Raw genomic sequence first — 22,464 nt, 5'->3', positions numbered from 1 at the left:
TAGCGGGCAGCCCGCGTGGGCGTCATCACGGCCCCGCGTCCCCCGCTGCCTCGAAGGCGGTGAGCAGGTGCCGGAAGCTCGGGAGGTGCCCTGTGCGCGCGCACCGCGCCCGCAGCGCCTCGAAGTACGACGGCTCGATCACCACGCCAGGGCGTTGCTTCGTGTAGCGATGGCTGCGCTCGATGAGCATGGCCTTGAGATACGCGAGGTGGAAGCTGGCGCGCGTGACGTAACCGGGATATTTCCCCATCCGCTCGGGATCGTCCGTGCTCACGTCGTAGAAGCGCTTGAAGTCGACGAGCTGGGGTAACTGCGGGCCGGCGCGGAGAAAGCCGTCGTGCCCCAGAAACCAGGTCTCGATGCAGCAGTGCTGAATGATGATGCGGATTTCGAGCGAGGGATTGGTCCTCGCCATGCGGGAGCCCTGGAGCTCGGCCTGCACGGCGCGGTGGACCTCGGCGTAGCGGGCTTCGTACGTGTCCTCCTCCGAGTCGATGCAGATCCAGAGCTCCTGCACGCGGCCCGGGTTGGCGTCGATGTCCTTGAGCAGGCCTGCGATCCTGCGGTAGCACGAGGGATAGCCCTTGCCGCTCACGAGGACGTAGCCGTCGGCCGTCAGGTCGGCCACGTTGGCGACGCGATGGAGCGCGGGGATCCGGTGCCGCAGCCATGCCTCGTAGACCCTCGGCTCGGTCTCGGCGCCCTCGACGAGGAGGACGAGGTTCATCCCTGGACCCCGTGCTCGTACTCCGGCAGGTTGATGAGCCGCGTGAAGCGATCGAGGTGCGAGCGCTCCTCCGCCATCGCCGGGATCTTCTCGGCGTCGAGGACCCGCACGCGGCTGCCCTTCCGGGTGACGATCTTCCAGTGGCTCGGCGGGATCTGCTCGATGATGTAGGGGTGATGGCTGGTGAGGACGAACTGGAGGTCGGGCGCCCGGCTCAGGAGGAAGCGCGTCACGGCAGGCAGACAGTTGACGCCGAGGCTCGATTCCAGCTCGTCGATGAGCACGACCGTGCCAGGCGGAGCGAACGAGAGATGGACAAGAAAGGAGAGGTAGCGCTGCATGCCGGAGGACATGTCGGCGAAGGGGATCATGCCGTCGACGCCCGATTCGGCCGCTGTGAGCGCCATGTTGTACATGCCCGCCCACCGCTTGCTCCTCTCATTGCCCAAGTAACGATAGCGCTGGACCTTGAGCTTCTCGACGGTGGGGAACGCTTCCCGGAACGCCTCCTCGATCTCGGCGAACGCGTCTGGAAACAGCTCCTGGAGAAATTCGGATTTATTATGCAGGGGCAGCGTGAAGTCCGCGCCCACGTCAGCCGCGGACTGGTAGTCGTTCCGCAGCTCTTCGAAATGGCCCTCTATTTGTGTTCCGTAGCTCGGCAGATTTTCGAGCGCTTCCAGAGGAACGCTGCGAGAAAAGGCCCTGTAAAGCGGAGCCATCGCCGGGTCTTCCTTGAGGACGGCAATTGCGCTCTGCGCCCGGTCCAGCTTCGGGATCGCGTGGCCGTTCAGAAGGAAGCGCTCAGGCGCGCGTTCCACGATGGGCCGATCCCCCTCGAGGATGAGCTCACTCCGGATGAGGGCCGGCTCCTCGGAATGCAGCGCGCCATGATCTTCTGATCCCAGCCCGACGCGCGGCTCCAACTCGGCTTCCCAGCGGTAGGTGAGCCCGTCGTGTTCGAAGTCGATCGCGAAGCTGGCTCCTCGGAGCTGTTCGAGCCGCTCTTCCGTTTCTTTTTTGCCGAGCGCGACAGAGCAGACCTGCTCGATCGTCCGCACGATCCGCGTCTTCCCCGCCCCGGACACGCCGACCAGCAGGTTGAACGCATCGAGCGCCATCGGCTCGAGCGTCCAGCCGCGCCGAGCGCTCTGGACCTCGAAGGTCAGGATCCTCATACGGCGGCGAGTCTACGCGCTCGTCGCAGGCCAGCCAACCGCCCAACCCCGCCGGGCTCGGCCACAGCGCCTGGCCGCCCCTCAATCCGCCGGCGCCAGCACCTCGATCGCCTTCGGCTCCAGCGTGACCGTGATCGGCAGCCGCCCGAGCGGCTCGCCGTCCACGTCGAGCAGGAACGCGTGCTCCACGTCGCGGTTCAGGAGCGTGAGCTCGATGCGATCGCACTGGAAGTGGCGGACGTCCGGGTGGCGGATGTGCGCGCCCGTGTACATGCCGGTCGACACGGCCGCGAAGCGGAGGTGGGGCGCGCCGCCCAGGTCGATCACGTCGAACACGCCGTCGTCGGCCCGCGCCATCGGCGCGACCTGCATCCCCGCGCCGAAGAAGCGGCCGTTGCAGATGGCCACGGTGCGCGTCGCGAGCTCCAGCTCGCGCCGCTCCCCGCGCAGCGTCGCCACGCAGCGCACCCGGCCGACGCGGCTGCGGATGAGGCCCCGGAACGACGCCATCGTGTAGGCGAGCGTGTTGCCGAGCGCCCGCGTCGTCTCGCTGACGATCCGATCCACGAGCCCGCTCATCCCCGCGGAAAGGACGTTGACGAAGAACGCCTCGGCCTGCTTTCCGTCGTGCGTCTCGTACGAGAAGCGGCCCACATCCATGGGGCGCGCCTTGCCGCTCGCGATCGCCGTGCAGTAGTGGTCGAGCCTGTGGTTCAGCTTCAGCGTCCTGCAGAGATCGCCGCCCGTGCCCGCGCCGATGATCCCGAGCCGGGTGCCCGAAGCGCCCCGGTCCTTGGCCTGCATGAGGCCGTTCACCACCTCGTTGACGCTGCCGTCCCCGCCGACCGCCACGACCGTCTCGCGCCCGCCGAGCGCGGCCTCGCGCGCGAGGTCGACGGCGTGGCGCGGGCGCTCCGTGCGCACGATGTCCACCTCGCCGAGGATGCGCTGGATGGGCTCCTGCATCCCGTCGAAGAGCTTGGCCGTCTTTCCGCCGCTGGAGCGGGGATTCACGATGAGAAGGGGGCGCATGCGGGCCCCGATGCTAGATGCCGGAGGCCGCCCAGCGCGAGGTGTTTTTGTGGAGCGGCCGGCCCGGGGCTCCCGGGGGCGCCCGCGAGGCGCGCTCCTCGTCCGCGATCCCCGTGGGCGCGCCCGGCTCAGGGCTGCTTCGTGCAGCCGCACCCGCAATCGTCGCTGAAATAGGTCCAACCCGGGTCGCAGACGAAGCGGATCCGGGCGCACTGGTCCGGGCTCTGCCCGACATACTTGAGGAGCGGGCCGCCGGTGCAGCCCTGCTGGTCGCCCGTGCCCGGCGCGCCGCCGGCGCCGACCGGAGCGTCCACCTCCTGGTCCGCCGCGCCGCCGGGTTCCGCGCTCCTCGTGCCGTCGGCGGGCACGGGGGTCATGGGCGCGCCGCCCTGGGCGCCCTGGCAGCCCGCGGCGAGCGAGCCGATCAACACGAGCAGCGATGTGGAAGCGAGGATTCTGTGCGACATGAGAGAGCTCCGGTGAACAGGTCAAGCCGATCGGCGCTCTAGGCCCTGCCCCCGTGGAGCTCCGAGCGGTTCGAGCGTGCGGGGTGGGGGAGCGCGATGTCCCCGCCCGCGCTCCTCTCGCGCGGGGGGCGGCCGGCGCTGGCCGGGAGCGCGGACTCCTGGCCCTCCTCCTTCGCGGTCTTGGGCACGTCCACCCCGGTATCTTCCGAGTCCTTGGCGCCGGTGCGCTTTCCGTCCGGCGAGCGGTGCTCGATGATGGCGTTGATCTCGGCCCCGAGGAGCACCGCCATCGAGGAGATCCACATCCAGAGGAGGAGGATGATGACGCCGCCGAGCGCGCCGTAGCTCACCTCGTAGCTGCCGAAGCGGCTGACGTAGAAGGAGAACCCCAGCGAGGCGATCGCCCAGATCACGACCGCCACGACCGATCCTGGGGTGATGAACTTGAACTTTTGCTCGACGTCGGGGAGCACGTAATAGAGGGCCGCCAGGACGGCCATCACGATGAACGCCGAGACCGGCACGCGCAGCCAGAGGATCGGCGTCGCCAGCGGGCCGAGGTGCTCGGTGACCGCCGGCGTGGCCACCGCGAGCGCCGAGGCGAGCGTCAGCAGGACGGCGCCGCCGAGCGTGACCAGGAGGGCGATCCCGCGGCGCTTGAGGAACGACCGGCTGTCCTCGACGCCGTAGGCGGAGTTGAGCGCGTCCATGAGCGCGATCACGCCGCCCGAGGCGGCCCAGACCGCGCCGAGCGCGCCGACCGTCAGGAGCGCCGGGCTCTGTCCCTCGGTGAGCGCCTGGAGGCGCTCGCCCAGGATGTTCGCCACGGCGGGCGGGGCCATCTGGTAGAACTCGCGCATCAGCCGCGCGGACTCGGCCGGATCGATGACCAGGCCGGCGAGGGCGACCGCGAAGAGCAGGAACGGGAAGATCGAGAGGACGCCGAAGAAGGTCAGCGCAGCAGCGACGGTGTCGACCTTGTCTTTGACCCATTCCTGCTTGATGTCGTTCAGAAAATCCTTCCAGGGGATTTCTTTTCCGGGCAGGTACATGACAGACCTTCACTGCAGGGGCGCGCGGCGCGCCGTTGCGTTCTTCCTGGGCGGCCTCCGCCGGGGCGGCCGTCTGGGAGAGAGCAACGCGAGTGCCAGGCCGGGCGCGGCGGCAGCGGGGCGGACAGGGGGGCTGCCGGTCTGCCCGCGTCGGCGCCGGGGGTCCCGCTCGCGCCGGGCGCTTGCTGGCTTCGCCGTCGCCCGTGGCGCGAATTGCCTCACGCGGCACAAAGGCCACATCACGGCGTGTGCGATCGTGGGCCGGCTGCCGCTTGCGCTGCCTCGCTGCAACACGCGGCGACCGCTGGCGGCGAGCGCATCCGAGCGGTCGGCGGGCGTGGTGCCTCTCCCGTGTCGCCGGAGCGCCGGAAGGCACGGCGTCGAGGGATCAGCTCCCCTGGGGGTCGCGCCGGGCGCGCGCGGCCGAGGCGGGGGCAGCGGACGCGGGCGTTGCGGGGCGCGCGCCTGCCCGGGCGAGGGCGTGGGCGATGCCGCTCTGCAGGGTGCTGCGGGTAGTGATGCCTGTGAGGTCGACCCCCAGCTCCACCAAGGTCTGCGCGGTGTCCGGGTTGATCCCGGTGAGCATGATCTGGGCGCCCAGGAGGCGCGCGGCGCGCGCGATGCGCAGCAGGGCGTCGGCGGACTCGGCGTCGACGTTCCTGACGCCCGTGACGTCGACGATGGCGGTGTGAAACTGGTGCTGGACGATGCCGTCCAGGAGCTTCTCCATGGCTTGCTGGGCGCGGGCGCTGTCGAGGGTGCCGATGAGGGGCATGGCGACGACGCCCTCGGCGAGAGGGACGAGCGGCGTGGACAGCTCGCGCAGGGCGGCTTGCTGGGCCCGGATCACCTGTTCCTGGGAGTCGCGCAGCTCCGCCTGGGTGTGCGCCAGCTGCCGCTGCGCGGTGATGTCGTGTGCGACCCAGAGGACGGTGTCGTTCGTGAAGGGCTTGCAGGTGGCCTCGCACCACACCTCGTGCTCGCCCATCGCGATGGGGTACTCGATGCGCAGGATCGTTCGGTTCGCGAGCGACTCCCGGATGACCGCGATGCAGCGCTCGAGGTGGTCGTCTCGGACCACCGCGCCCATCCGGGTGTTGCGCCCCTGCCTGGCCATCTCGGCGGTGATGATGAGCGTCGGGACCGCCTCCTGGAGGATCCCGTCGCGATCGATGAAGGCGACGAACATCGGGATCACCGAGCAGAGCGCTTCCAGCTTCGCCCGGGCATCCTCCTGCTCGGCCGCGCGCTGGGGCAGGGCCGCGTTCTCGCCTTCGAGTCCCGTCGAGCTCGGTCGTTCGTTCATCGGGTCAGCATCGGGTCAGGATTCCAATGCTACCGTACTCCAGGAAGTCGGTCCGAGCGAGCGAAATCCAGCATGGGATCGCGGGGATGGGCCGATGCTGGAGGGGCGTAATCGTAGGCGAAGTGGTCGGCGCGAGGGGAGGGAGCCCGCCGCGCGGCGCGGGGGCCCCACCGAACACCTACCGACTACCTACCTAACCACGCAGCACCTCAGCTCATCGCCTTGCCGATGAACTCGTGCAGCGCCGGATCCATTCCGTGCTGGTTCCTCATCGACGGCTCCTCCTTGTACATCCGGTTCAGCGAGCTCTCGATCCCCGGATTCTTCCCCGTGAACGCGTCGATGAGCTCCCGCATGCGCTTCACGATCTGCTGCACCGGCTCGCTCTTCGGATCGGAGCCCTTCTGCATCTCCGCCCGCATGTCGTCGTAGATCTGCTTCCACGCCGACTCGGCCTCGCGCATCTTCTCCGGGCCGATCGCCTCCGCGCGCTGCTTGAGCTCCGCGAGCTGCTCTGGGGTGTAGTACTTCTCGATCATGGTCATCACCTCGATGGTTTGAAGGAGCTGCTCCACAGAGACGTCCTCCCCCGCGCGAAGCACGCTTGCCAGACCCTCGAGCCGCGTGCAGAGCTTCTGCTCCAGCGCGATCTGCTCGCGCAGCCGCGCAAGGTGCAGCTCGATGGTCTCCAGCGGAGAGAAGTCCGGCCCGTCCAGACACCCTGTGATCTGCTCCAGGCTGAAGCCGAGCTCGCGCAACGACTTGATTTGCTGGAGCCGGGCGACGTCGCCTGCCGAGTACATCCGGTGCCCCGACGCCGTGCGGTGCGACGGAGACAGCAGCCCGATCTCCTCGTAATAGTGGAGCGTACGGACGGAGAGGCCGGTCTGCTTGGCGAGATCGCCGACTTTCAACGGTGCTGAACGCATGGTGCTTCCCCTGTTTCCAGGGCGGGGGAGGACGTCCATGCCCCGGAGGCTAGGTCCTCACGTAGCGTGAGGATCAAGGCCCGGCCTCCACTTTTTTTTCGCTGCCGCGCCGCGCTCGTTCAGCGGCCTCTCCGGCGCGCTCAGGGCGTCAGGCGCTGGCCGTTCTCGTCACGAAGGTCCCCCGCCGGGCGCGGGCGCCTCGACGACGCTCGCCCGGAGGAACACGCCAGCGAGCGCCGCGGCCGCAGCCGCCGCCCAGAAGGGCGCGCCCATGCCGGCCCGCGCGTAAAGCTGGGTGGCGACGAGCGGGACAGTCGCATAGCCCAGCTCCTGCAGCGCCTGATGGCCGCCTTGCACCTGCCCCTGCGCGTCCGGCCCGGCGGCCCGCGACAGGAGCGCGGAGAGGGAGGCCGTGAGCAGGCCCTCGCCGGCCGCGATCGCCACGATGGCGGCGACGAACGCCGGCGCCGAAGGGTGGCTCGCGACGAGGCCCATGGTCGCGAGGGCGAGGACGACCAGGGAGAGGCCGAGCGCCAGCACGCGCGCGTCCCCGAGCCGCCTGACCAGGCGCTCCAGCAGCACCCCCTGGACGCACACGTCGGTGGCGCCGACCGCGATCACGGCGAAGCTCACCGCGTCGGCGCCCCACCCGAGCCGGTCCTTGGCCAGGAGCGCGAACGTCGCCTGGAGCGAGACGAAGGCCGTCGTGAAGAGCGCGCCCACGGTCAGGAGGGGACGGAGGTGCCTCACGCGCAAGAGCCCCGAGAGCTGCGACAACGGGTTGAGCCTTCGCCACGAAAGCGCGCGGGCCCGGTGCTCGGGGGCGAGGCTCTCCGCGAGGAACAGGTAGCTGCCTGCGGCGTTCAACGCGGTGAGGGCGGCCGCCAGGAAGAAGGGCGCCCTCAGGCCGAGCCTCAGGGCCAGAGCGCCGAGCGCCGGGCCGGCGATGAGCCCCGCCCCGAACATCGCGCCCACCCGCCCGAAGCTCCGGGCGCGCTGCTCGTCGGGCGCCGTGTCGCCCAGATAAGCGAACACCGTGCCCACGTTGCCCGCCGTGAGGCCGTCGATCATGCGCCCGAGGAGCAGGAGCGGGAGGGCGTCGGCGAGGCCGAACAGCGCGTAGCCGGCCGCGGAGCCCACGAGGCTGAGCAGGAGCACCGGGCGGCGGCCGGTCGCGTCGCTCAGCGCCCCGAGCGCCGGCGCGGAGAAGAAGGCGCAGAGCGAATACGAAGCGCTCAGCAGGCCCACGGCCGACGCCGCATGGGCAGGGTCGCCGGTGAAGCGCGCGGCAAGGAAGGGGACCACCGGGGCGGCCAGCCCGTTGCCGGCCGCGCTCAGGAAGGCGGTCGCCTGGAGGAGCAGGAGCGCCCGAGGGCGCAGGCCCGCGCCGGAGCGGCGCTCGACGGTGCTCGTCATGCGGCGACCGTAACGATCCCAGCGCCGCCTCCGATTGAACAAACGCGACATCGGCGCGCGTTCGCCAGCAGCTCAATCGCGCGTGTGTTCGCCTCGATCCGCGTCCCCCGCGTCCCGCGCGCCCCCCGCGCCCTCGCCGTGCGGCGAGAGGCGCCGCACCTCGGCGGCGAACCTGCCGGGGCTCATGCCCGTGAAGGCGCGGAACTCCCGGATGAAGTGCGCTTGATCCGCGTAGCCGAGCTCGAAGGCCAGCGCGGTGAGGCTCGCGTCCGGAACGCGCTCGAGCCGCTCGGTGGCCCGGGAGAAGCGGATGAGCCGCGCGAGCGCCTTGGGGGACAGGCCAGCAGCCCGCTTGAACTGCCGCTCGAGCTGCCGGACCGACAGCCCGAATCGCCCGGCCAGCGCGCCGACGCGGGCGCTGCCGTGGCTCGCGTGCAGCGCGTGGCCCGCCGCCGTCACCGGGCCGTCGGGAGGGCGGGCCACGCGCTGCCGCTCGAGCAGCCACCCCTCGATGAGCCGCGTCGCCGCGTCGCACGCGCCCCGCTCGAGGAGGGGTCCCACGCGCTCGGAGAGCGCCCGCAGCCCAGCGCCCACCGTCGTGCAGGTCCCGCGGAGATCGGCCTCGCGCTCGAGCAAGGAGAGCGCGCTCCACGGGTGGAAGCGGACGCCGATCACGCGGGCAAGGCCGCGGGACACCATCCGGGCGGGCTCGTCCCGGACGCCGATCACGAAGACGGGCGGCAAGGGGCGCAGGCGGCCATCGCGCCCCTCGATGCGCGCATCGCCGCAGTGGAACACGAGATCGATGTTGGCTTCGGGCAGGAGGCGGTGCTCCTCCGTGCTCACCGTGTGGCGCTCCTCGTAGGAGGAGTAGCTCTGCACCGCACCGCGCAAGAGGGGGTGTGGTGCGCGCTCGCGGAAGCGGACGTCCTCGGGCGCCATCGGGTCAGGCGACTCTGCAAGGCGGAGGCGCAGCGCGCAAGCGCCGCGCTGATCCTCGGTGGTGGCCCGATTTGCCCCCGGTGTAACTCCCATGAAGGCGGGAAGGCAGGAAGATCATTGATCTTTCTTCCCGCCTTCATGTTCAAATCCGGCCACCCCCTTGGTCCTCGACGCCACCGCGGGCGCAGCGCGCCGTCGCCGCCGCCGACGGGCGCCGGGTCAGCGCATGCGGAGCGTGTACCCCGCGACCGACCGGTACTGAAGCGGCCACTCCAGGTCGAACCCCTGCTCCGCGGCGGCGTGCCGCGTCCAGTACGGGTCGTAGAGGTGCGCCCGCGCGAGCGCGCACAGGTCCGCCCTGCCGGCCGCGATGATGCTGTTCACGTCCGCGTAGCTCTGGATGTTGCCGACCGCGATCGTCGGCACCTTCGCTTCCAGCCGCACGAGCTCCGCGAGCGGCGTCTGGAACAGCCGGCCGTGCTCCGGCTTGCCGGAAGGGTCCGTCTGCCCCGCCGAGACATGGAGGATGTCGGCGCCGTGCTCCCGCAGCATCGTCGCCAGCGCGACGAGATCGTCCGTCGTGAGCCCGCCAGGCGCCCAGTCGGTCGCCGAGATGCGGACGCTCATCGGCTTCTCCGCCGGCCACGCCGCCCGCACCGCGTCGAACACCTCGAGCGGATAGCGCATCCGGCCCTCGATCGGCCCGCCGTACGCGTCGTCGCGCCGGTTCGTGAGCGGCGAGATGAAGCTCGCCAGGAGGTAGCCGTGCGCGCAGTGCAGCTCGATGAGGTCGAACCCGGCCTCGTCCGCCCACCTCGCCGCCCGCACGAAATCCGAGGTCACCTGATCCATGTCCCCGCGATCCATCGCCTTCGGGACCTGGCTCCCCGGGAGGTACGGGATGGCGGAGGCGCTGAGGAGCGGCCACGCGCCGCGCTCGAGCGGCGCATCCATGCCCTCCCAGAGCCGCTTCGTCGCGCCCTTGCGCCCCGCGTGCGCGAGCTGGACGCCGATCCTGGCCCGGGAGCGCGCGTGGACGAAGTCGACGACGCGCCGCCACCCCTCGGCGTGATCGGCGCGGTAGAGCCCGGCGCAGCCCGGCGTGATGCGCGCCTCCGCGCTCACGTCCGTCATCTCGGTGATCACGAGCCCCGCCCCGCCGAGCGCCCGGCTGCCCAGGTGCACGAGGTGCCAGTCGTCGATCCGCCCCTCCTCCGCCGAGTACTGGCACATCGGCGAGACCACGACCCGGTTCTCCAGCACGAGCGACCGCAGCCGGAACGGCGTGAACATCGGCGGCGGCGGGCCGCCGCCCCCGGTGGAGACGCGCGCGCCCGACTGCGCCTCCGCCTTCCGCGCGACGTGCGCGTCCACCTCGCGCACGAACGCCGGATCGCGCGCCTTCAGCCCCTCGTGCGTCACCCGCAGGCTCCGCGTCAGCAGGCTGAACATGAACTCCACCGGGTCGAGCGCCATGTAGCGCTCGGTGTTCTCGAACCACTGGAGGCTCACCTGCGCGGCCCGCTGGAACGCGAGCACCTTGGGCTTGCGCTCGGCCTCGTAGGCGGCGAGCGCCTCCGGCACGCGCGGGCTCCGCCCCAGGCTGTCGACGAGCGCGATCGCGTCCTCGAGCGCGAGCTTCGTCCCCGAGCCGATCGAGAAATGCGCCGTGTGCGCCGCGTCCCCGAGCAGCACCACGTTCTCGAAGCTCCAGCGCTCGTTGTGCACCGTGGGGAAGCTCCGCCAGACGCTCCTGTTCTTGAGCAGCCGGTGCCCCTTCAGCTTGCCCTCGAAGAGCTCCTCGAAGTACGCGATCGTCTCGTCCTCGCTCGCGCGGTCGAGGCCGGCCCGGCGGAAGGTCTCCTCGCGGCACTCGACGATGAACGTGGAGCGGTCCGGCTCGTAGCGGTACGCGTGCACCCGGAAGAGGCCGTGGCGGTTCTCCTCGAAGTAGAACGTGAAGGCGTCGAAGGGGAACGTCGTGCCGAGCCACACGAACCGGTTCGGGCGCACGTCGATGCGCGGCGCGAACCGGTCGGCGAAGCGCTCGCGGATCCGGCTGTTCACCCCGTCGGCCGCGACCACGAGATCGCTGCCGGCGAGCGCCTCGGCCGGGTCCGTCACCTCCTCTTCGAAGCGCAGGACGACGCCGAGCTCGCGCGCCCGGTCCTCCAGGATCGCGAGCAGCCTCCGGCGCGACAGGCCGCTGAAGCCGTGCCCCGTCGAGACGAGGACGCGCCCGCCGAAGTGCGCGTGGAGCTCGTCCCAGTGGGCGAGGCTGCCCCGGATCGCGTCGTAGGTCGGGCGGTCGGCCTCGGCCAGGTTGTCGAGCGTCGCGTCCGAGAACACGACCCCGAAGCCGAAGGTGTCGTCGGGCCGGTTCCGCTCGAGCACGACCACCTCTCGCCGCGGGTCCCGCTGCTTCGCGAGCAGCGCGGCGTAGAGGCCCGCCGGCCCGCCGCCCACGCACGTGATCCTCACCGCCCTGCCCCTCCGCCCCGGCGCCGCTGCATGCGCCTGAGCCTACACGAGAACGCCGGGTGCGGCGCCGCTCCGGGGGCTGTAAGGTTCTGCATGAGCGAGCAGCGAAACTTCCCGGACTGGCAAGAGCTGTATCGAAACACCCCGGCAGAGAGCCTGCCCTGGTACCACGCGGGCCTGGATCCCGATCTCGCGCAGGCGCTCGAGCGCTTGCAGGTCGCGCGGGGGCGGGCGCTCGACCTCGGCACGGGCCCGGCCACGCAGGCGTTCGCGCTGGCCGAGCGCGGGTTCGACGTCACCGGCTCCGACCTGTCGCACCCGGCCATCGATCAGGCGGCGGCGCAGGCGGCGCAGCGGGGCGCCGCCGTGCGCTTCGTGCAGGACGACATCCTGGACAGCCGGCTCGACGACCGGTTCGACGTCGTCTTCGACCGCGGCTGTTTCCACACGCTCCCGCCGGAGCGGAGGGGCGATTACGTCCGCACGCTGAAGCGGCTCGTCGCGCCCGGAGGGTTCTTGTTCCTCAAGTGCTTCAGCGCGGTGGAGTCGTGGGATCAGGGGCCGTATCGGTTCACGCCCGAGGACATCCGCGAGATCTTCGGGGCCGAGTTCGAGCTCCTCTCCAGCGAGGAGACGGTCTATCAGGGGACCCTGGACCCGCTCCCGCGCGCGCTGTTCTCCGTGCTCCGGCCGCGGTGAGCGCGGTTCTCCCGGCGTTCGCGCCATCATCCCTGCCTGACGCGTGACGCTTCCCTGAGCACGACACCGACGCGCCGGCATCGTTGACGGCACAGTTCGCCCGGCATAGTGGCCTGGGTCACAATGGCGGTCGCACCTGCCGCCAGCGACGCCGGCTCGACGCCAGGGGGAACCATCTTGATGAACATCGCACGCAAGCACGTCTCCGCGCGGGAGGACAGGACCCGCAGATCACGCTGTCACGCCATCGCCGTGCTCTGCCTGGCGCTTTCGCTCCAGGCCATCGTCGTGCTCGGAGCCGGCTGCGCGTTGACGAGCGACGGCGAGATCGGGAGCGCGCAGGGCGCGGGCACGAGCCTCTGTCCGCCTCTCTCCGATGCGCCGATCGACGCGGCTCCCTATGACGACACCATATTCGGGACGGTACCGGCCTACCGTGCTCCCATCGCAGGAGATGAAGAAGGACCGCACGGCGCCCTCGACGTCACCCCTCCGGCGACGGCTCACGCCGCCGTGAACTGGCCGTTTCATACGCTGGCGCCGGCCGACGGGCTCGGCAAGACGCCTGGAACCTTCGCGGTCGGGGACAGCGACGGCGCGGCCACCTATTCGATCCCCATTCAGGTTGTCCCAGGTCGAGCAGGGATGCAGCCCGAGCTCGCGATTCAATATCATAGCGACAAGGGCAACGGGCTCCTCGGCGTCGGGTTTTCGCTTCAGGGTCTGTCCTCGATCGCCCGCTGTGGACGCACGTATGCGGACGACGACACGTTGCAAGGGGTCACCCTCACGCCCGATGACCGTTTCTGCCTCGACGGCCAGCGCCTCGTCGCGGTGAGCGGCGCCTACGGGGCAGACGGCGCCGAGTACCGCACGCTCCCGGACACCTTCGTGAAGGTCGTGTCCCATGGTCGGCCGAAGGGGGACCAGTACACAGGGCCAGATTCGTTCACGGTCTACACCAAAAGCGGGCGGGAGCTCACGTACGGCGGCGCCACCAACGCGAAGATGCGCACGGGAGACGTTACGCGGATCTGGGCGCTGCGGACCGTTCATGACCGGGTCGGCAACTTCATGGAGATCAAGTACGAGAAGATCTCGGCCGAGGGCGGTACGGTCGAGCACTACCCGAAGGAGATCCGCTACGGCGGCCACGAGCTCGGGGTCCCTCACAGCAGGAGCGTTCTGTTCGAGTACGAGGCGCGCTCCGACGTGCTGACGCGGTACATGCACGGGCTGGAGACGATGGTAGAGCGGCGCCTGCGGCAGATCAAGGTCACCGCGGATCCCGGCGCCACGTTGTTTCGTCGCTACGATCTCGCGTACACCCAGAGCAAAGGCAGCGGCCAGAGCCTCCTGGAGGCCGTCACGGAGTGCACGTGGGGCGCGTGCAAGCGCCCGACGCGGTTCGGATGGTCCGAGGCAGAGGCAGGATTCGTCGGGGCCACCGACGCGACGGCTGACACGCCGAAGGCCGACGAGCACCTCGCCTCTCAGGTCGTCGTGATGGACATGAACGGGGATGGAAGGGACGATGTCGTCTACCCTGACATGGAGCGGTGGAACTTCGCGCTCGGCGTCGATCCTGCCTGGGGACAGAACGAGCATCTCCCAAAGACGCGTCCGACGGGCGCCCCGTCCGTGGATGAGCACCAGGTGGGCGACTACCAGCGCGGGTTCCCGATCGACTACAATCAAGACGGCAAGACCGACCTTCTCCTGGCGGACTTGTCGCCGACCTGGCGCGTCCTCGAGTCGACGGGGACCGGGTTCCAGATTCAGGATACGGGAATACCGCGCTCGCCGCGATCAATCCTATTCAGTGATCTCGTGCATGACTATCTTACGGCGGGTATTTACCTGGTCGATCTGAATGGGGACGGGATCAAAGATCTGTTCGAGTTCGATTTCTGGCCCGGCGACCACGAGCATTGCTTTCCTGTTACGCCGGAGACGTGCGGCGGGCGGTGGGGTTATCGCCTGCACGATGGCCAGGGCTTCGGCCCGCGCGTGATAATTCCAGAGCTCGACGGGACCAGCATCGCGATGCCGGTGGTCCCGCTCGACGTCGACGGTGATGCGGCACAGGAAATTCTCCTGTTTCGTTGCACGGACTATGGCCCATACCTCATCGAAGGCTGCGCGCCCGTTGAGTCTCGGAGGTACCAGATCCTTCGGTGGCGGAAGCAGCCACACGCCAGCGATGGATTGATCACGCTGGCGAACAGCGGCATCGATGGAAGCCTGTTCTACGAAGAGGCGCTGGTGCCCGTGGACGTCAACGGCGACGGCCTGAAGGACATCGTCGCGAGCAAAAAGTACGCGGACTCCACCGACGGCGGCTTGTCTCTCTGGATCAACCATGGAGGAACGTTCGTCCACCAGGGAACCGCGACCACCAGCGGATTCGTGGCGCTCCGACATCATGTGCAGGCGAGCCTCGTCCTTGACTATGACGGAGATGGGCGTGAGGATTTGCTGGTTCCCTATGAGCTCGATGACGTCGTGACGTCTCTCGAGGGACCTTGGCCCCTCGATGATAAATTCAAGAAGTTCTTCCTCCTCCGGGCGGCGCCGTCGGAACGAGCCTTCCTGGTCGAAGACCCCGGTCTCGCCTACGAGCCCGCTCCTGACGAGGCGACGAGCTCCTCCTGGCCGAGCCGGCAAGGCCCGCGGATCGCCGACATTGACGGCGATGGGCTTCATGACCTGGTGACCTCTCATCAAGGAAAATTCCGGGTACGGTTCCACCGGGCTCCGTTTGGCGGGAGACCGGACGCGGTCGTCAGCATCCGTGACGGCGGCAATGACTTCGATCCTGCGATGATCGGGCAGATGCAGGGGTCGTCTCCATCGACCGTCTTCATCCGCTATGCGCCGCTGATCCGCTCCTACGGCCCGAGCATGACGCACGAGAACGGGACCGATCCGGACGACGTCTACTTCCTCCGCGCGGGCGCCGGGGCGATCTGCAGCTACCCGTGCAAGCGGTTCGTCGGGCCGAAGTACGTGGTGGCCCAGCATTCGGAGGACGTCAGCACCGAGGTCGGGAGCCTGACGGGACCGACGAACCGACGGCTGACGGCGCACTCCTACGAGGACGCGTTCGTCGATCGACACGGCCGCGGGTGGCTCGGCTTTCTCGCGCACGTCCGCTATACGATGCACTCCGACGACCTCAGCGGCTCTGTCGACGGGCATCCTGTCAGCAGGAGCGCCGCCTGGACGCGGACCGTCTACGACCCGACGACCTTCGATGCGCAGGCGCGGATCTATCCGTACGCGAGGCGGCCGATCCTGACGCTCACCTTCGGGCATGACGGCTGCGGGGCGGACCCGAGCGCTCCGTCGGGGATGTGGCTGTCGATGGAGCGGGCGAGCTGGACGGTGCGCGCGACGAACGGCGGCGCGAGCCACTTCGTTTACCAGGACCGCGAGCAGCGCAGCGACCAGGAGTGCCTGCGGTGGACGCCCCTCGAGCTCGGGCGGGTGCTCGCCGCGGAAGAGGTCCTCGACGGGGAGAACATTCCATATCGAGCCACGGACTTCGAGAGGCAGGTGGACGACTTCGGCAATCCGACCATCGAGACGAAGCGAGCCTGGGCTCCCTCCGTCGACGTGGTGATCCCTTTCACAACGACGACCGCGACGTACGACAACCACACCGACTCGTGGCGGATCGGTCTGCGCCGGGTGGTCACGACGAGCGATGTCAGCGCCGAGGGCTCTCAAGTCCGCACGAGCGAGACGAGCTACGATACCACCACGGGCCTGCCGGGGCGGATCACGAGAGGCCACCCAGGGGAGGAGGCGCACTGGCTCGACACCCGCCTCGACTACGATGATTACGGAAACGTCGAGCGCTCGACGACGGTCGACGCCCATGGCGTCACGCGCCAGACCGTGTATACGTACGAGCCCGGCGGGATGTTCCTTCACGCCATGCGCGACGGGCTCGGCCATACGACGCGTTTCAAGTACCATCCCTACCTGGGTGAGCTGGCTGCGGTCGTCGATCCGAACGGCCACGCGGCGTGGTGGATTCATGACGCCTTCGGCGATCTGCGACGAGAGCACCGGCCGGACGGGAGCTCGACGACGCACTGGCTGACGCGCGAGCTGGTGGGCGCGGAGTGGCTGATCACGGCGCACGCGCAGGAGACGACGGGCGCGACGTCGGCGACGCGGTTCGACCGGCTCGGCCGCCCGTTCTGGGCGCAGCGCCACGGGTTGAGGGGCCAGGTGAGCGAGACGAGCCGGCGCTACTGGGGATTCGGCGGCGTGCGCGCCGAGTCGTTGCCGTACTTGGCCGGTGAATCGCCTCCGGGGTGGACCGAGCATGCCTACGATCGCCGCCGCCGGCCCGCCTCGGTGGTCGAGCCCGATGGCGTGACGATCTCGATGACGTACGCCGAGACGAGGACGACGGTCACGAACGGACGGGCGCACCAGAGCACCGTGGTCCGCAACGGCCGAGGGCAAGTGGTGCGGGCCGAGGACGCGCGCCACGAGACGACGGAGTACCACCACGGGCCGTTCGGCGGCCTCTCGCGGATCACGGACGCGCGGGGCGACGCGCTCGTGCAGGTGGCCGACGCGTACGGGCGCGTGACGGAGGCGTGGAACCCGGATTCGGGGCTGCGGAGGTTCGTCCACGATGCCTTCGATCAGGTCCGGTCGGAGACGGACAACAAGGACCAGACGACGCTGTACTGCCACGATGTGGTGGGCCGTCCGACGGTGCGTCAGGACGTCGACGGGCTGACGCAGTGGATGTACGATGAAGGGCCGCACGCGGTCGGCAAGCTGGTGAGGATGTCGAGCCCGGATGGCGTCATCGTGCAGGTCGACTACGACGAGGCCGGCCGGCCTTGGCGGGAGACGACCGAGCTGCCCGGCCCGTCAGGGGGAAGCGAGTCGTTCGCGATCCGGCGGGCGTACAACGAGCGGGGCGAGCTCCGCCGGGTGGCGTATCCCGCCACGGACGACGACGCGCCGTTCGGCGTGGACTACCGGTATGACGACTATGGCCACCTGACGGCCGTGGAGGAACCGGCGACCAGCCGTGAGCTATGGAGGTGGGAGGCGGCGGATGCGGCGAATCGGATCACCCGGGAGCGCTTCGCCAACCGGGTGACGACGTCGCGAAAGTACGTGCCGGCCACCGGGCTCTTGGACGAGAGCACGACGACATATAGGACATTGTCATTGCCGAAGTCGCTTTTGATCACCTTGCAGCGGCTGTCGTACGGGTATGACGAGAACCGGAACGTCGAGCGCCGGACAGACCATCGGCAAGGGCTGACCGAGACGTTCGATTACGACGAGCTGGACCGGCTGGAGAATGTCTACCTCGGAGGCGGAGGGACACCGCTCTACCACTACGAGTACGACGACTTCGGCAACATCACGCACAAATCGGACGTGGGCAGCTACGAGTACGACGGCGATCGACCCCACGCCGTGCGGCGCGCGAACGGCAAGTCGTACGAGTACGACGAGAACGGCAACCAGACCGTCCGCCCGATCGACGTGCGCGGCGCGAGCAACGCGTCGGCGACGATCACGTACACGCCGTTCGACAAGCCGCGCCAGATCGAGGCGGAGCACGGGGTGACGACGTACGAGTACGACGGCGACCGGCAGCGCGCGCGCAAGGTGTCTCCGGCGCAGATCACGACGTACGTGGGCGGGCTGTACGAGCGGCACGAGCACACGGCGGGGGGCGTGACGCACAAGATGCACGTGATGGGGCCGGAGGGCGTGATCGCGGTGAAGACGATCGCGGTCGACGCGACGGGCGAGGAGAAGCGCGCCGTACATTACCTGCATCCAGGGCACGACGGGTCCGCGGGCGTGATCACGAACGAGCTGGGGGCGGCGGTCGAGCGGCGCAGCTACGACCCGTTCGGGCAGCGCCGGAATCCCGACTGGGCGACCGGTGGACCGGCCGCGGCGCCCCCGAGCGAGACGATCGGGTTCACCGGGCATGAGGACGAGGAGGAGCTGTCGCTCATCAACATGCGAGGGCGGATCTACGATCCGGCGCTGGGGAGGTTCTTGTCGGCGGATCCGTTCGTGCAGGCGCCGTTCTTCTCGCAAAGCTTGAACCGTTACAGCTACGCGTTCAACAATCCGCTGAGCTTCGTGGATCCCACCGGGTACCAGGCGATAGATGAAGACGGGGACTTGAACATCCGCTGGACATCGATCTCCACCGAATGTAGCTCCACGGGATGCGTTACGGTCGAGGTGTGGCAGGTTGACTTGCCAGGGATCTACAATGATCCGGCGTCGGGCGAGCCGTTCGGCCATCGCGAGTCTGGTCCTCCAGGGTTGGGGGTGGACTTCAGCCTCGACATGTCCGATTTGCGGCCGAGCTACACGCTCGGGTCGCGATGGAACCCGCACAGTCCGCTGGGGCAGGCAGGGCGTGATATATTCGGGGAGGAGAGACCTGTCGCTGGGTGGTCGCTGTCGCCGGAGATGACGCGTGCGGCGATGGGCTTGATCCCCTTTCCTGGCATGAGCAGCCTGATGGCGTTCTCCGATCCGCGCGCCACGCCGACGGATAAGGCGATCGCGGTCGCCCTCGACGCGCTGAGCGTGGTCGGCGTGGGCGCCGTCATCAAGTTCGCCGGCGCGGGCGGCAAGGCAGGGAGCGCGGCGCGCGCGGGCGTGGAGGCGCTGGGCGAGGCGGTCGGGGCCGCAAGGGGGGAAGTTGGCGGGCAAGTTCTACGGCACTATACGAACGAGGCAGGGTTCAACGCCATCCAAGAATCTAAGATGTTCCTTCCCAACGCCAAGGGGCAGGTCTTTGCGACGGAAAAGGCGCTGAATCCAGCGCAAGCATTTGACGAGCTCTTCATCGGCGCCCCCACGCACGCCGGCAGAGGAGATTTTGTTATCGAGTTCACGCCGCGCCAGGGTGTCACATTCTCTCCGGGAAAGCCGGGTGAGGTTATCCATCGGGGCACGGTTCGTTTCGGACGCCATGTGGATGTGCACTACGCGGGCCCTAACCCTTACCAGTAAGCGGTGAATGACATGTTTTCATCTTCCTCTCACGCAGAACTCCTCGCATTGCTGCGGGCAATCGTTGAGGCGAAGTTTCACAAGGATCCAGACGATCTCGACGTGCCAGGAAGCGCCATCCTTGCGAGGGTTGCCGTTCGCATCCGAGATGAAATCGTCGCTGAGGAAGTGCGCCGCGAAGGAGGCGTCGCAGAGGCGAGATGGCGGGAGTGGATAGACCTCGGGCCCGAACGGCGGGAGTGGGAAGGCGCCAAGGACTATGCGACCGTCGCGTGGAGGGACGCATGGGCCAAGTGGTCCGCTGACGAGAGGCGCGTCGCTGCCAAACATCTGTTGAGTCCATTCGAGCCTGGCGAAGCTGGATTGCTCAGGTTTCTTGCGGAGGTCGAAGTAGCCCTTGGGCGCCAATGACCCACGAATCACCCATGGCCCTTCCACGTCGGTCCGCTCGCGCGCAACTGCCGGCTCGTGCGGGACGCGCTGGCTGACGCGCGAGCTGGTGGGCGCGGAGTGGCTGGTCGCGGTGCACGCTCAGGAGGCGCACGCACAAGAGACGACGGGCGCGATGCCGGCGACGCGGTTCGACCGGCTCGGCCGCCGGTTCTGGGTGCAGCGCCACGGGTTGAGGGGGCAGGTGAGCGAGACACGCCGGCGCTACTGGGGATTTCTCGGTGGTGCGGCGGCACATGAAAGGTCCGGCGGCCGTGACGTGGCATGCCCGTCCTCGTGAACGATTTTGCCGGCGCAAGCTTCTTTGGTGCCCCATTCGTAAGAGTTGTCGAGACTGCGTTCTGACATTTTGACATGAGGCTATTGTGCCATTCTCACCCAATGACCCTTGGCTGCTGGCGTTTCTGAAGCGCGTGAGCGTGCGTCCGGGTATGTTCCTTGGCGATGAGAATGTGAAGACGCTCGCAATGTTTATCCAAGGCTACTGCCAAGTCCGCGTCGATCTCGGAATGCCGGAGTTCGGCGCTGGAGAATCGTCGCTACTCGACGAATTCCAGAAATGGCTGTCCACCAAGCTCAACGACACGCGAGATGTCGCGTGGCCTACGCTGATTGCCACGGAGGATCCCGGTGAGCGGAATGTTCGGAGGTTCTTCTCGCGGTTTGAGGCGTTTCTGCGGGAGCGCGGCGATAGCTTGTCACACCCTGCCGATGCCCCATGGCCGCCGTAGCGCCGGCCGCGCCGACGCTCTGCCGCAAACGCCGGTCGAGCCGACATCGGCCCCGGCGACCTGAAGCGGCGAGCCGCGCTCCCGCCGCTCGGGCCGCGGCCGCCCGGGCCCTTTGCGCTATACTCCCGCCGTGACGCACGACGCCTCCCTCGATCGGGCGCCGGCCGGCGGGATCGTCCTCCGGTGGCTCGTCGGCCTGCGCTGGGCCGTGTTCGCGCTGCTCGCCGCGACCCTGATCGCCGACGAGGCGCTCTTCGGCTACCACGTCCGCTACGGCATCGCCGTGCCCATCCTCGCGCTGGCCGGCGGGCTCAACCTCGCCCTCGCCCGCCGGGTGCGGTCGCAGCAGGGCGCGCAGAGCGCCCTCGTCGCCGGCGTCGTGGCGCTCGACCTCGTCGCGATCGCCGGCGTCCTCGCCGCGTCGGGCGGCGCGGGCAACCCGTTCAGCGCCCTCTTCTTCGTGCACGTCGCGCTCGCCGCCGCGCTCCTGCCGGCGCGGACGACCTTCGCGCTCGCCGCGCTCGCGGCGTGCCTGTTCGCGGCGCTCTTCGCCCTCCCCGCCGGCGCGTGCTGCCCGAGCCACCCGGAGCACGGCGCCTTCTCGACCCACCTCTACGGGATGCTCCTCGCCTTCGTGCTGAGCTCGTCGCTCGTCGCCCACGTGCTCCTGAAGGTCCGCCGCGCCCTCGACGAGAGCGCGGCCGAGAACGCGGCGCTCCGCCGGCGCGCCGAGGAGGCCTCGCGCTTCCAGGCCCTCGGCGCGCTCGCCGCCGGCACCGCGCACGAGCTCGGCACCCCGCTCGGCACGATCGCGGTGCTCGCCGGGGAGAGCCTGAGCGACCCGGCGGCGAGCGACGCCGCGCGGCGCCGCGCCCGGACGATCGCAGAGCAGGTCGAGCGCTGCCGCGTCGTCATCGCGCGCATGCGGGCGGACGTCCGCGCCGACGAGCTGCGCGCCGGGGTCGAGGTCGGCGAGGCGGCCGTGCGCGGCGTGGCGGCGTGGCAGGCGGCGCACCCGGGCGTCGCCGTCGAGGTGCGCGGCGACCTCGCGCCGCGGCGCACGGTGCCGCTCGACGCGGCCGACATCGAGGCGGCGCTGTTCGCGCTGCTCGACAACGCGCTCGCGGCGCTCGGGCCGAGCCCCGCCGCCGCGGGGCCGATCGTCGTCACCGTGGGGGACGAGGGCGGCGCGCCGATGATCAGCGTGGAGGACGGCGGGGCGGGCGTCCCGGCGGGCCTCACGGGGCGGCTCGGGGAGCCGTTCGTGACGACCAAGGCGCCCGGCGAGGGGATGGGCCTCGGGCTCTACCTCGTGCGGACGCTCATCGAGCAGGTCGGGGGCCGGCTCACGGTGTCGGCGAGGCAGCCGGCCGGCACGCGCGTCGCCCTGCGCCTCGCGCCGGTGGACCCATGAGCGCGGAGCCCACCAGCGAGCCGACGCTGCTCATCGTCGACGACGACGCGACGTTCCGGTCGGCGCTCGGGCAGGCGCTCGGCCAGCGCGGCTTCGCGGTGTTCCTCGCCGGCAGCGCGGAGGAGGCCGCGGCGATGGCGCGCGAGCACGTGTTCGAGTACGCGCTCGTCGACGTGCGCATGCCCGGGCAGAGCGGGATCGAGCTCGTCGGGGCGCTGCGGAGCATGGACGACGGCATCCGCATCGTGGTGTTCACGGGGTACGGCACGATCGCGAACGCGGTGTCGGCGATCCGGGCCGGGGCCGTCGACTACCTGACCAAGCCGGTGGACGCGGCCCGGTGCGCGCGCTCGCTGCTCGGCTTCGCCCCGGCCGCGGGCGGCGACGAGGACCTGCCGTCGCTCGAGCGCGTCGAGTGGGAGTACCTCCAGCGCGTGCTCGCGGACTGCGAGGGCAACATCTCCGAGGCCGCGCGCAAGCTCCGGATGCACCGGCGCTCGCTCCAGCGGAAGCTCTCGCGGCTGCCGCCGAGGTCGTGAGGGCGGGCGCCGGGAAAGATCGGCGGGGGGAGGTACCTCTCGGCCGGGCGGGCGCTATGAAGGGGT

Annotated in this window: 16 protein-coding genes; 6 read left to right on the top strand and 10 right to left on the bottom strand. The window is 69.5% G+C overall.

The window, feature by feature from the left end; translation table 11 throughout:
- Positions 1 to 25: 25 nt before the first annotated feature.
- From WMF26_RS45515 to WMF26_RS45470, 10 genes are all read right to left on the bottom strand, one after another.
- The gene (locus tag WMF26_RS45515) at positions 26 to 727 is read right to left on the bottom strand and encodes a hypothetical protein (RefSeq protein ID WP_437997809.1); all 702 of its coding nucleotides are present in this window, start codon (positions 725 to 727) and stop codon (positions 26 to 28) included.
- Entirely contained in the window at positions 724 to 1,905 is a 1,182-nt protein-coding gene (locus tag WMF26_RS45510; protein WP_437997808.1) for an AAA family ATPase, read from the bottom strand. The genes WMF26_RS45515 and WMF26_RS45510 overlap by 4 nt, the downstream gene beginning before the upstream one ends.
- Before the next feature lie 81 nt (positions 1,906 to 1,986).
- Positions 1,987 to 2,937, bottom strand: a complete 951-nt coding sequence (locus WMF26_RS45505) for a diacylglycerol/lipid kinase family protein (protein WP_437997807.1) — start codon at positions 2,935 to 2,937, stop codon at positions 1,987 to 1,989.
- A gap of 128 nt (positions 2,938 to 3,065) precedes the next feature.
- Positions 3,066 to 3,404: a hypothetical protein gene (locus tag WMF26_RS45500; RefSeq protein WP_437997806.1), complete on the bottom strand. Its 339-nt coding sequence runs from the start codon at positions 3,402 to 3,404 to the stop codon at positions 3,066 to 3,068.
- A gap of 38 nt (positions 3,405 to 3,442) precedes the next feature.
- Positions 3,443 to 4,456: a YihY/virulence factor BrkB family protein gene (locus tag WMF26_RS45495; RefSeq protein ID WP_437997805.1), complete on the bottom strand. Its 1,014-nt coding sequence runs from the start codon at positions 4,454 to 4,456 to the stop codon at positions 3,443 to 3,445.
- A 388-nt stretch (positions 4,457 to 4,844) separates the two neighbouring features.
- Positions 4,845 to 5,762, bottom strand: a complete 918-nt coding sequence (locus WMF26_RS45490; protein WP_437997804.1) for an STAS domain-containing protein — start codon at positions 5,760 to 5,762, stop codon at positions 4,845 to 4,847.
- A 209-nt stretch (positions 5,763 to 5,971) separates the two neighbouring features.
- The gene (locus tag WMF26_RS45485; RefSeq protein ID WP_437997803.1) at positions 5,972 to 6,691 is read right to left on the bottom strand and encodes a MerR family transcriptional regulator; all 720 of its coding nucleotides are present in this window, start codon (positions 6,689 to 6,691) and stop codon (positions 5,972 to 5,974) included.
- Between the two features lie 168 nt (positions 6,692 to 6,859).
- Positions 6,860 to 8,107: an MFS transporter gene (locus WMF26_RS45480; RefSeq protein ID WP_437997802.1), complete on the bottom strand. Its 1,248-nt coding sequence runs from the start codon at positions 8,105 to 8,107 to the stop codon at positions 6,860 to 6,862.
- A gap of 72 nt (positions 8,108 to 8,179) precedes the next feature.
- On the bottom strand, positions 8,180 to 9,049 hold the full coding sequence (locus WMF26_RS45475) for a helix-turn-helix domain-containing protein (protein WP_437997801.1): 870 nt from the start codon (positions 9,047 to 9,049) through the stop codon (positions 8,180 to 8,182).
- A gap of 219 nt (positions 9,050 to 9,268) precedes the next feature.
- Positions 9,269 to 11,530, bottom strand: coding sequence for a bifunctional salicylyl-CoA 5-hydroxylase/oxidoreductase (locus WMF26_RS45470; RefSeq protein WP_437997800.1), 2,262 nt, complete (start codon positions 11,528 to 11,530; stop codon positions 9,269 to 9,271).
- 93 nt (positions 11,531 to 11,623) lie between these two features.
- Here WMF26_RS45470 and WMF26_RS45465 point away from each other — a divergent pair, with 93 nt between their 5' ends.
- From WMF26_RS45465 to WMF26_RS45440, 6 genes are all read left to right on the top strand, one after another.
- Positions 11,624 to 12,229, top strand: coding sequence for a class I SAM-dependent methyltransferase (locus tag WMF26_RS45465; RefSeq protein ID WP_437997799.1), 606 nt, complete (start codon positions 11,624 to 11,626; stop codon positions 12,227 to 12,229).
- Positions 12,230 to 12,409: 180 nt separating this feature from the next.
- The gene (locus WMF26_RS45460) at positions 12,410 to 19,264 is read left to right on the top strand and encodes an FG-GAP-like repeat-containing protein (RefSeq protein WP_437997798.1); all 6,855 of its coding nucleotides are present in this window, start codon (positions 12,410 to 12,412) and stop codon (positions 19,262 to 19,264) included.
- A 12-nt stretch (positions 19,265 to 19,276) separates the two neighbouring features.
- On the top strand, positions 19,277 to 19,675 hold the full coding sequence (locus tag WMF26_RS45455) for a hypothetical protein (protein ID WP_437997797.1): 399 nt from the start codon (positions 19,277 to 19,279) through the stop codon (positions 19,673 to 19,675).
- A gap of 404 nt (positions 19,676 to 20,079) precedes the next feature.
- A complete protein-coding gene (locus tag WMF26_RS45450; protein ID WP_437997796.1) occupies positions 20,080 to 20,445 on the top strand; it encodes a hypothetical protein in 366 nt (121 codons plus the stop codon).
- Between the two features lie 130 nt (positions 20,446 to 20,575).
- Positions 20,576 to 21,859, top strand: a complete 1,284-nt coding sequence (locus tag WMF26_RS45445) for an ATP-binding protein (protein ID WP_437997795.1) — start codon at positions 20,576 to 20,578, stop codon at positions 21,857 to 21,859.
- Positions 21,856 to 22,398: a response regulator transcription factor gene (locus WMF26_RS45440; RefSeq protein ID WP_437997794.1), complete on the top strand. Its 543-nt coding sequence runs from the start codon at positions 21,856 to 21,858 to the stop codon at positions 22,396 to 22,398. Before WMF26_RS45445 ends, WMF26_RS45440 begins: the two co-directional genes overlap by 4 nt.
- The last annotated feature ends 66 nt before the right edge of the window (positions 22,399 to 22,464 follow it).

The organism is Sorangium sp. So ce185, assembly GCF_051526825.1.
Lineage (GTDB): Bacteria > Myxococcota_A > Polyangia > Polyangiales > Polyangiaceae > Sorangium > Sorangium cellulosum_D.
Note: the sequence above shows the minus strand (reverse complement) of the source record. Positions and strands in the feature narration are given on the sequence as shown.

What these genes read in the sequence shown, in the direction of transcription:
- WMF26_RS45515 (WP_437997809.1), bottom strand. Translation starts at nt 727, where the DNA reads ATGAACCTCGTCCTCCTCGTCGAGGGCGCCGAGACCGAGCCGAGGGTC.
- WMF26_RS45510 (WP_437997808.1), bottom strand. Translation starts at nt 1,905, where the DNA reads ATGAGGATCCTGACCTTCGAGGTCCAGAGCGCTCGGCGCGGCTGGACG.
- WMF26_RS45505 (WP_437997807.1), bottom strand. Translation starts at nt 2,937, where the DNA reads ATGCGCCCCCTTCTCATCGTGAATCCCCGCTCCAGCGGCGGAAAGACG.
- WMF26_RS45500 (WP_437997806.1), bottom strand. Translation starts at nt 3,404, where the DNA reads ATGTCGCACAGAATCCTCGCTTCCACATCGCTGCTCGTGTTGATCGGC.
- WMF26_RS45495 (WP_437997805.1), bottom strand. Translation starts at nt 4,456, where the DNA reads ATGTACCTGCCCGGAAAAGAAATCCCCTGGAAGGATTTTCTGAACGAC.
- WMF26_RS45490 (WP_437997804.1), bottom strand. Translation starts at nt 5,762, where the DNA reads ATGAACGAACGACCGAGCTCGACGGGACTCGAAGGCGAGAACGCGGCC.
- WMF26_RS45485 (WP_437997803.1), bottom strand. Translation starts at nt 6,691, where the DNA reads ATGCGTTCAGCACCGTTGAAAGTCGGCGATCTCGCCAAGCAGACCGGC.
- WMF26_RS45480 (WP_437997802.1), bottom strand. Translation starts at nt 8,107, where the DNA reads ATGACGAGCACCGTCGAGCGCCGCTCCGGCGCGGGCCTGCGCCCTCGG.
- WMF26_RS45475 (WP_437997801.1), bottom strand. Translation starts at nt 9,049, where the DNA reads ATGGCGCCCGAGGACGTCCGCTTCCGCGAGCGCGCACCACACCCCCTC.
- WMF26_RS45465 (WP_437997799.1), top strand. Translation starts at nt 11,624, where the DNA reads ATGAGCGAGCAGCGAAACTTCCCGGACTGGCAAGAGCTGTATCGAAAC.
- WMF26_RS45460 (WP_437997798.1), top strand. Translation starts at nt 12,410, where the DNA reads ATGAACATCGCACGCAAGCACGTCTCCGCGCGGGAGGACAGGACCCGC.
- WMF26_RS45455 (WP_437997797.1), top strand. Translation starts at nt 19,277, where the DNA reads ATGTTTTCATCTTCCTCTCACGCAGAACTCCTCGCATTGCTGCGGGCA.
- WMF26_RS45440 (WP_437997794.1), top strand. Translation starts at nt 21,856, where the DNA reads ATGAGCGCGGAGCCCACCAGCGAGCCGACGCTGCTCATCGTCGACGAC.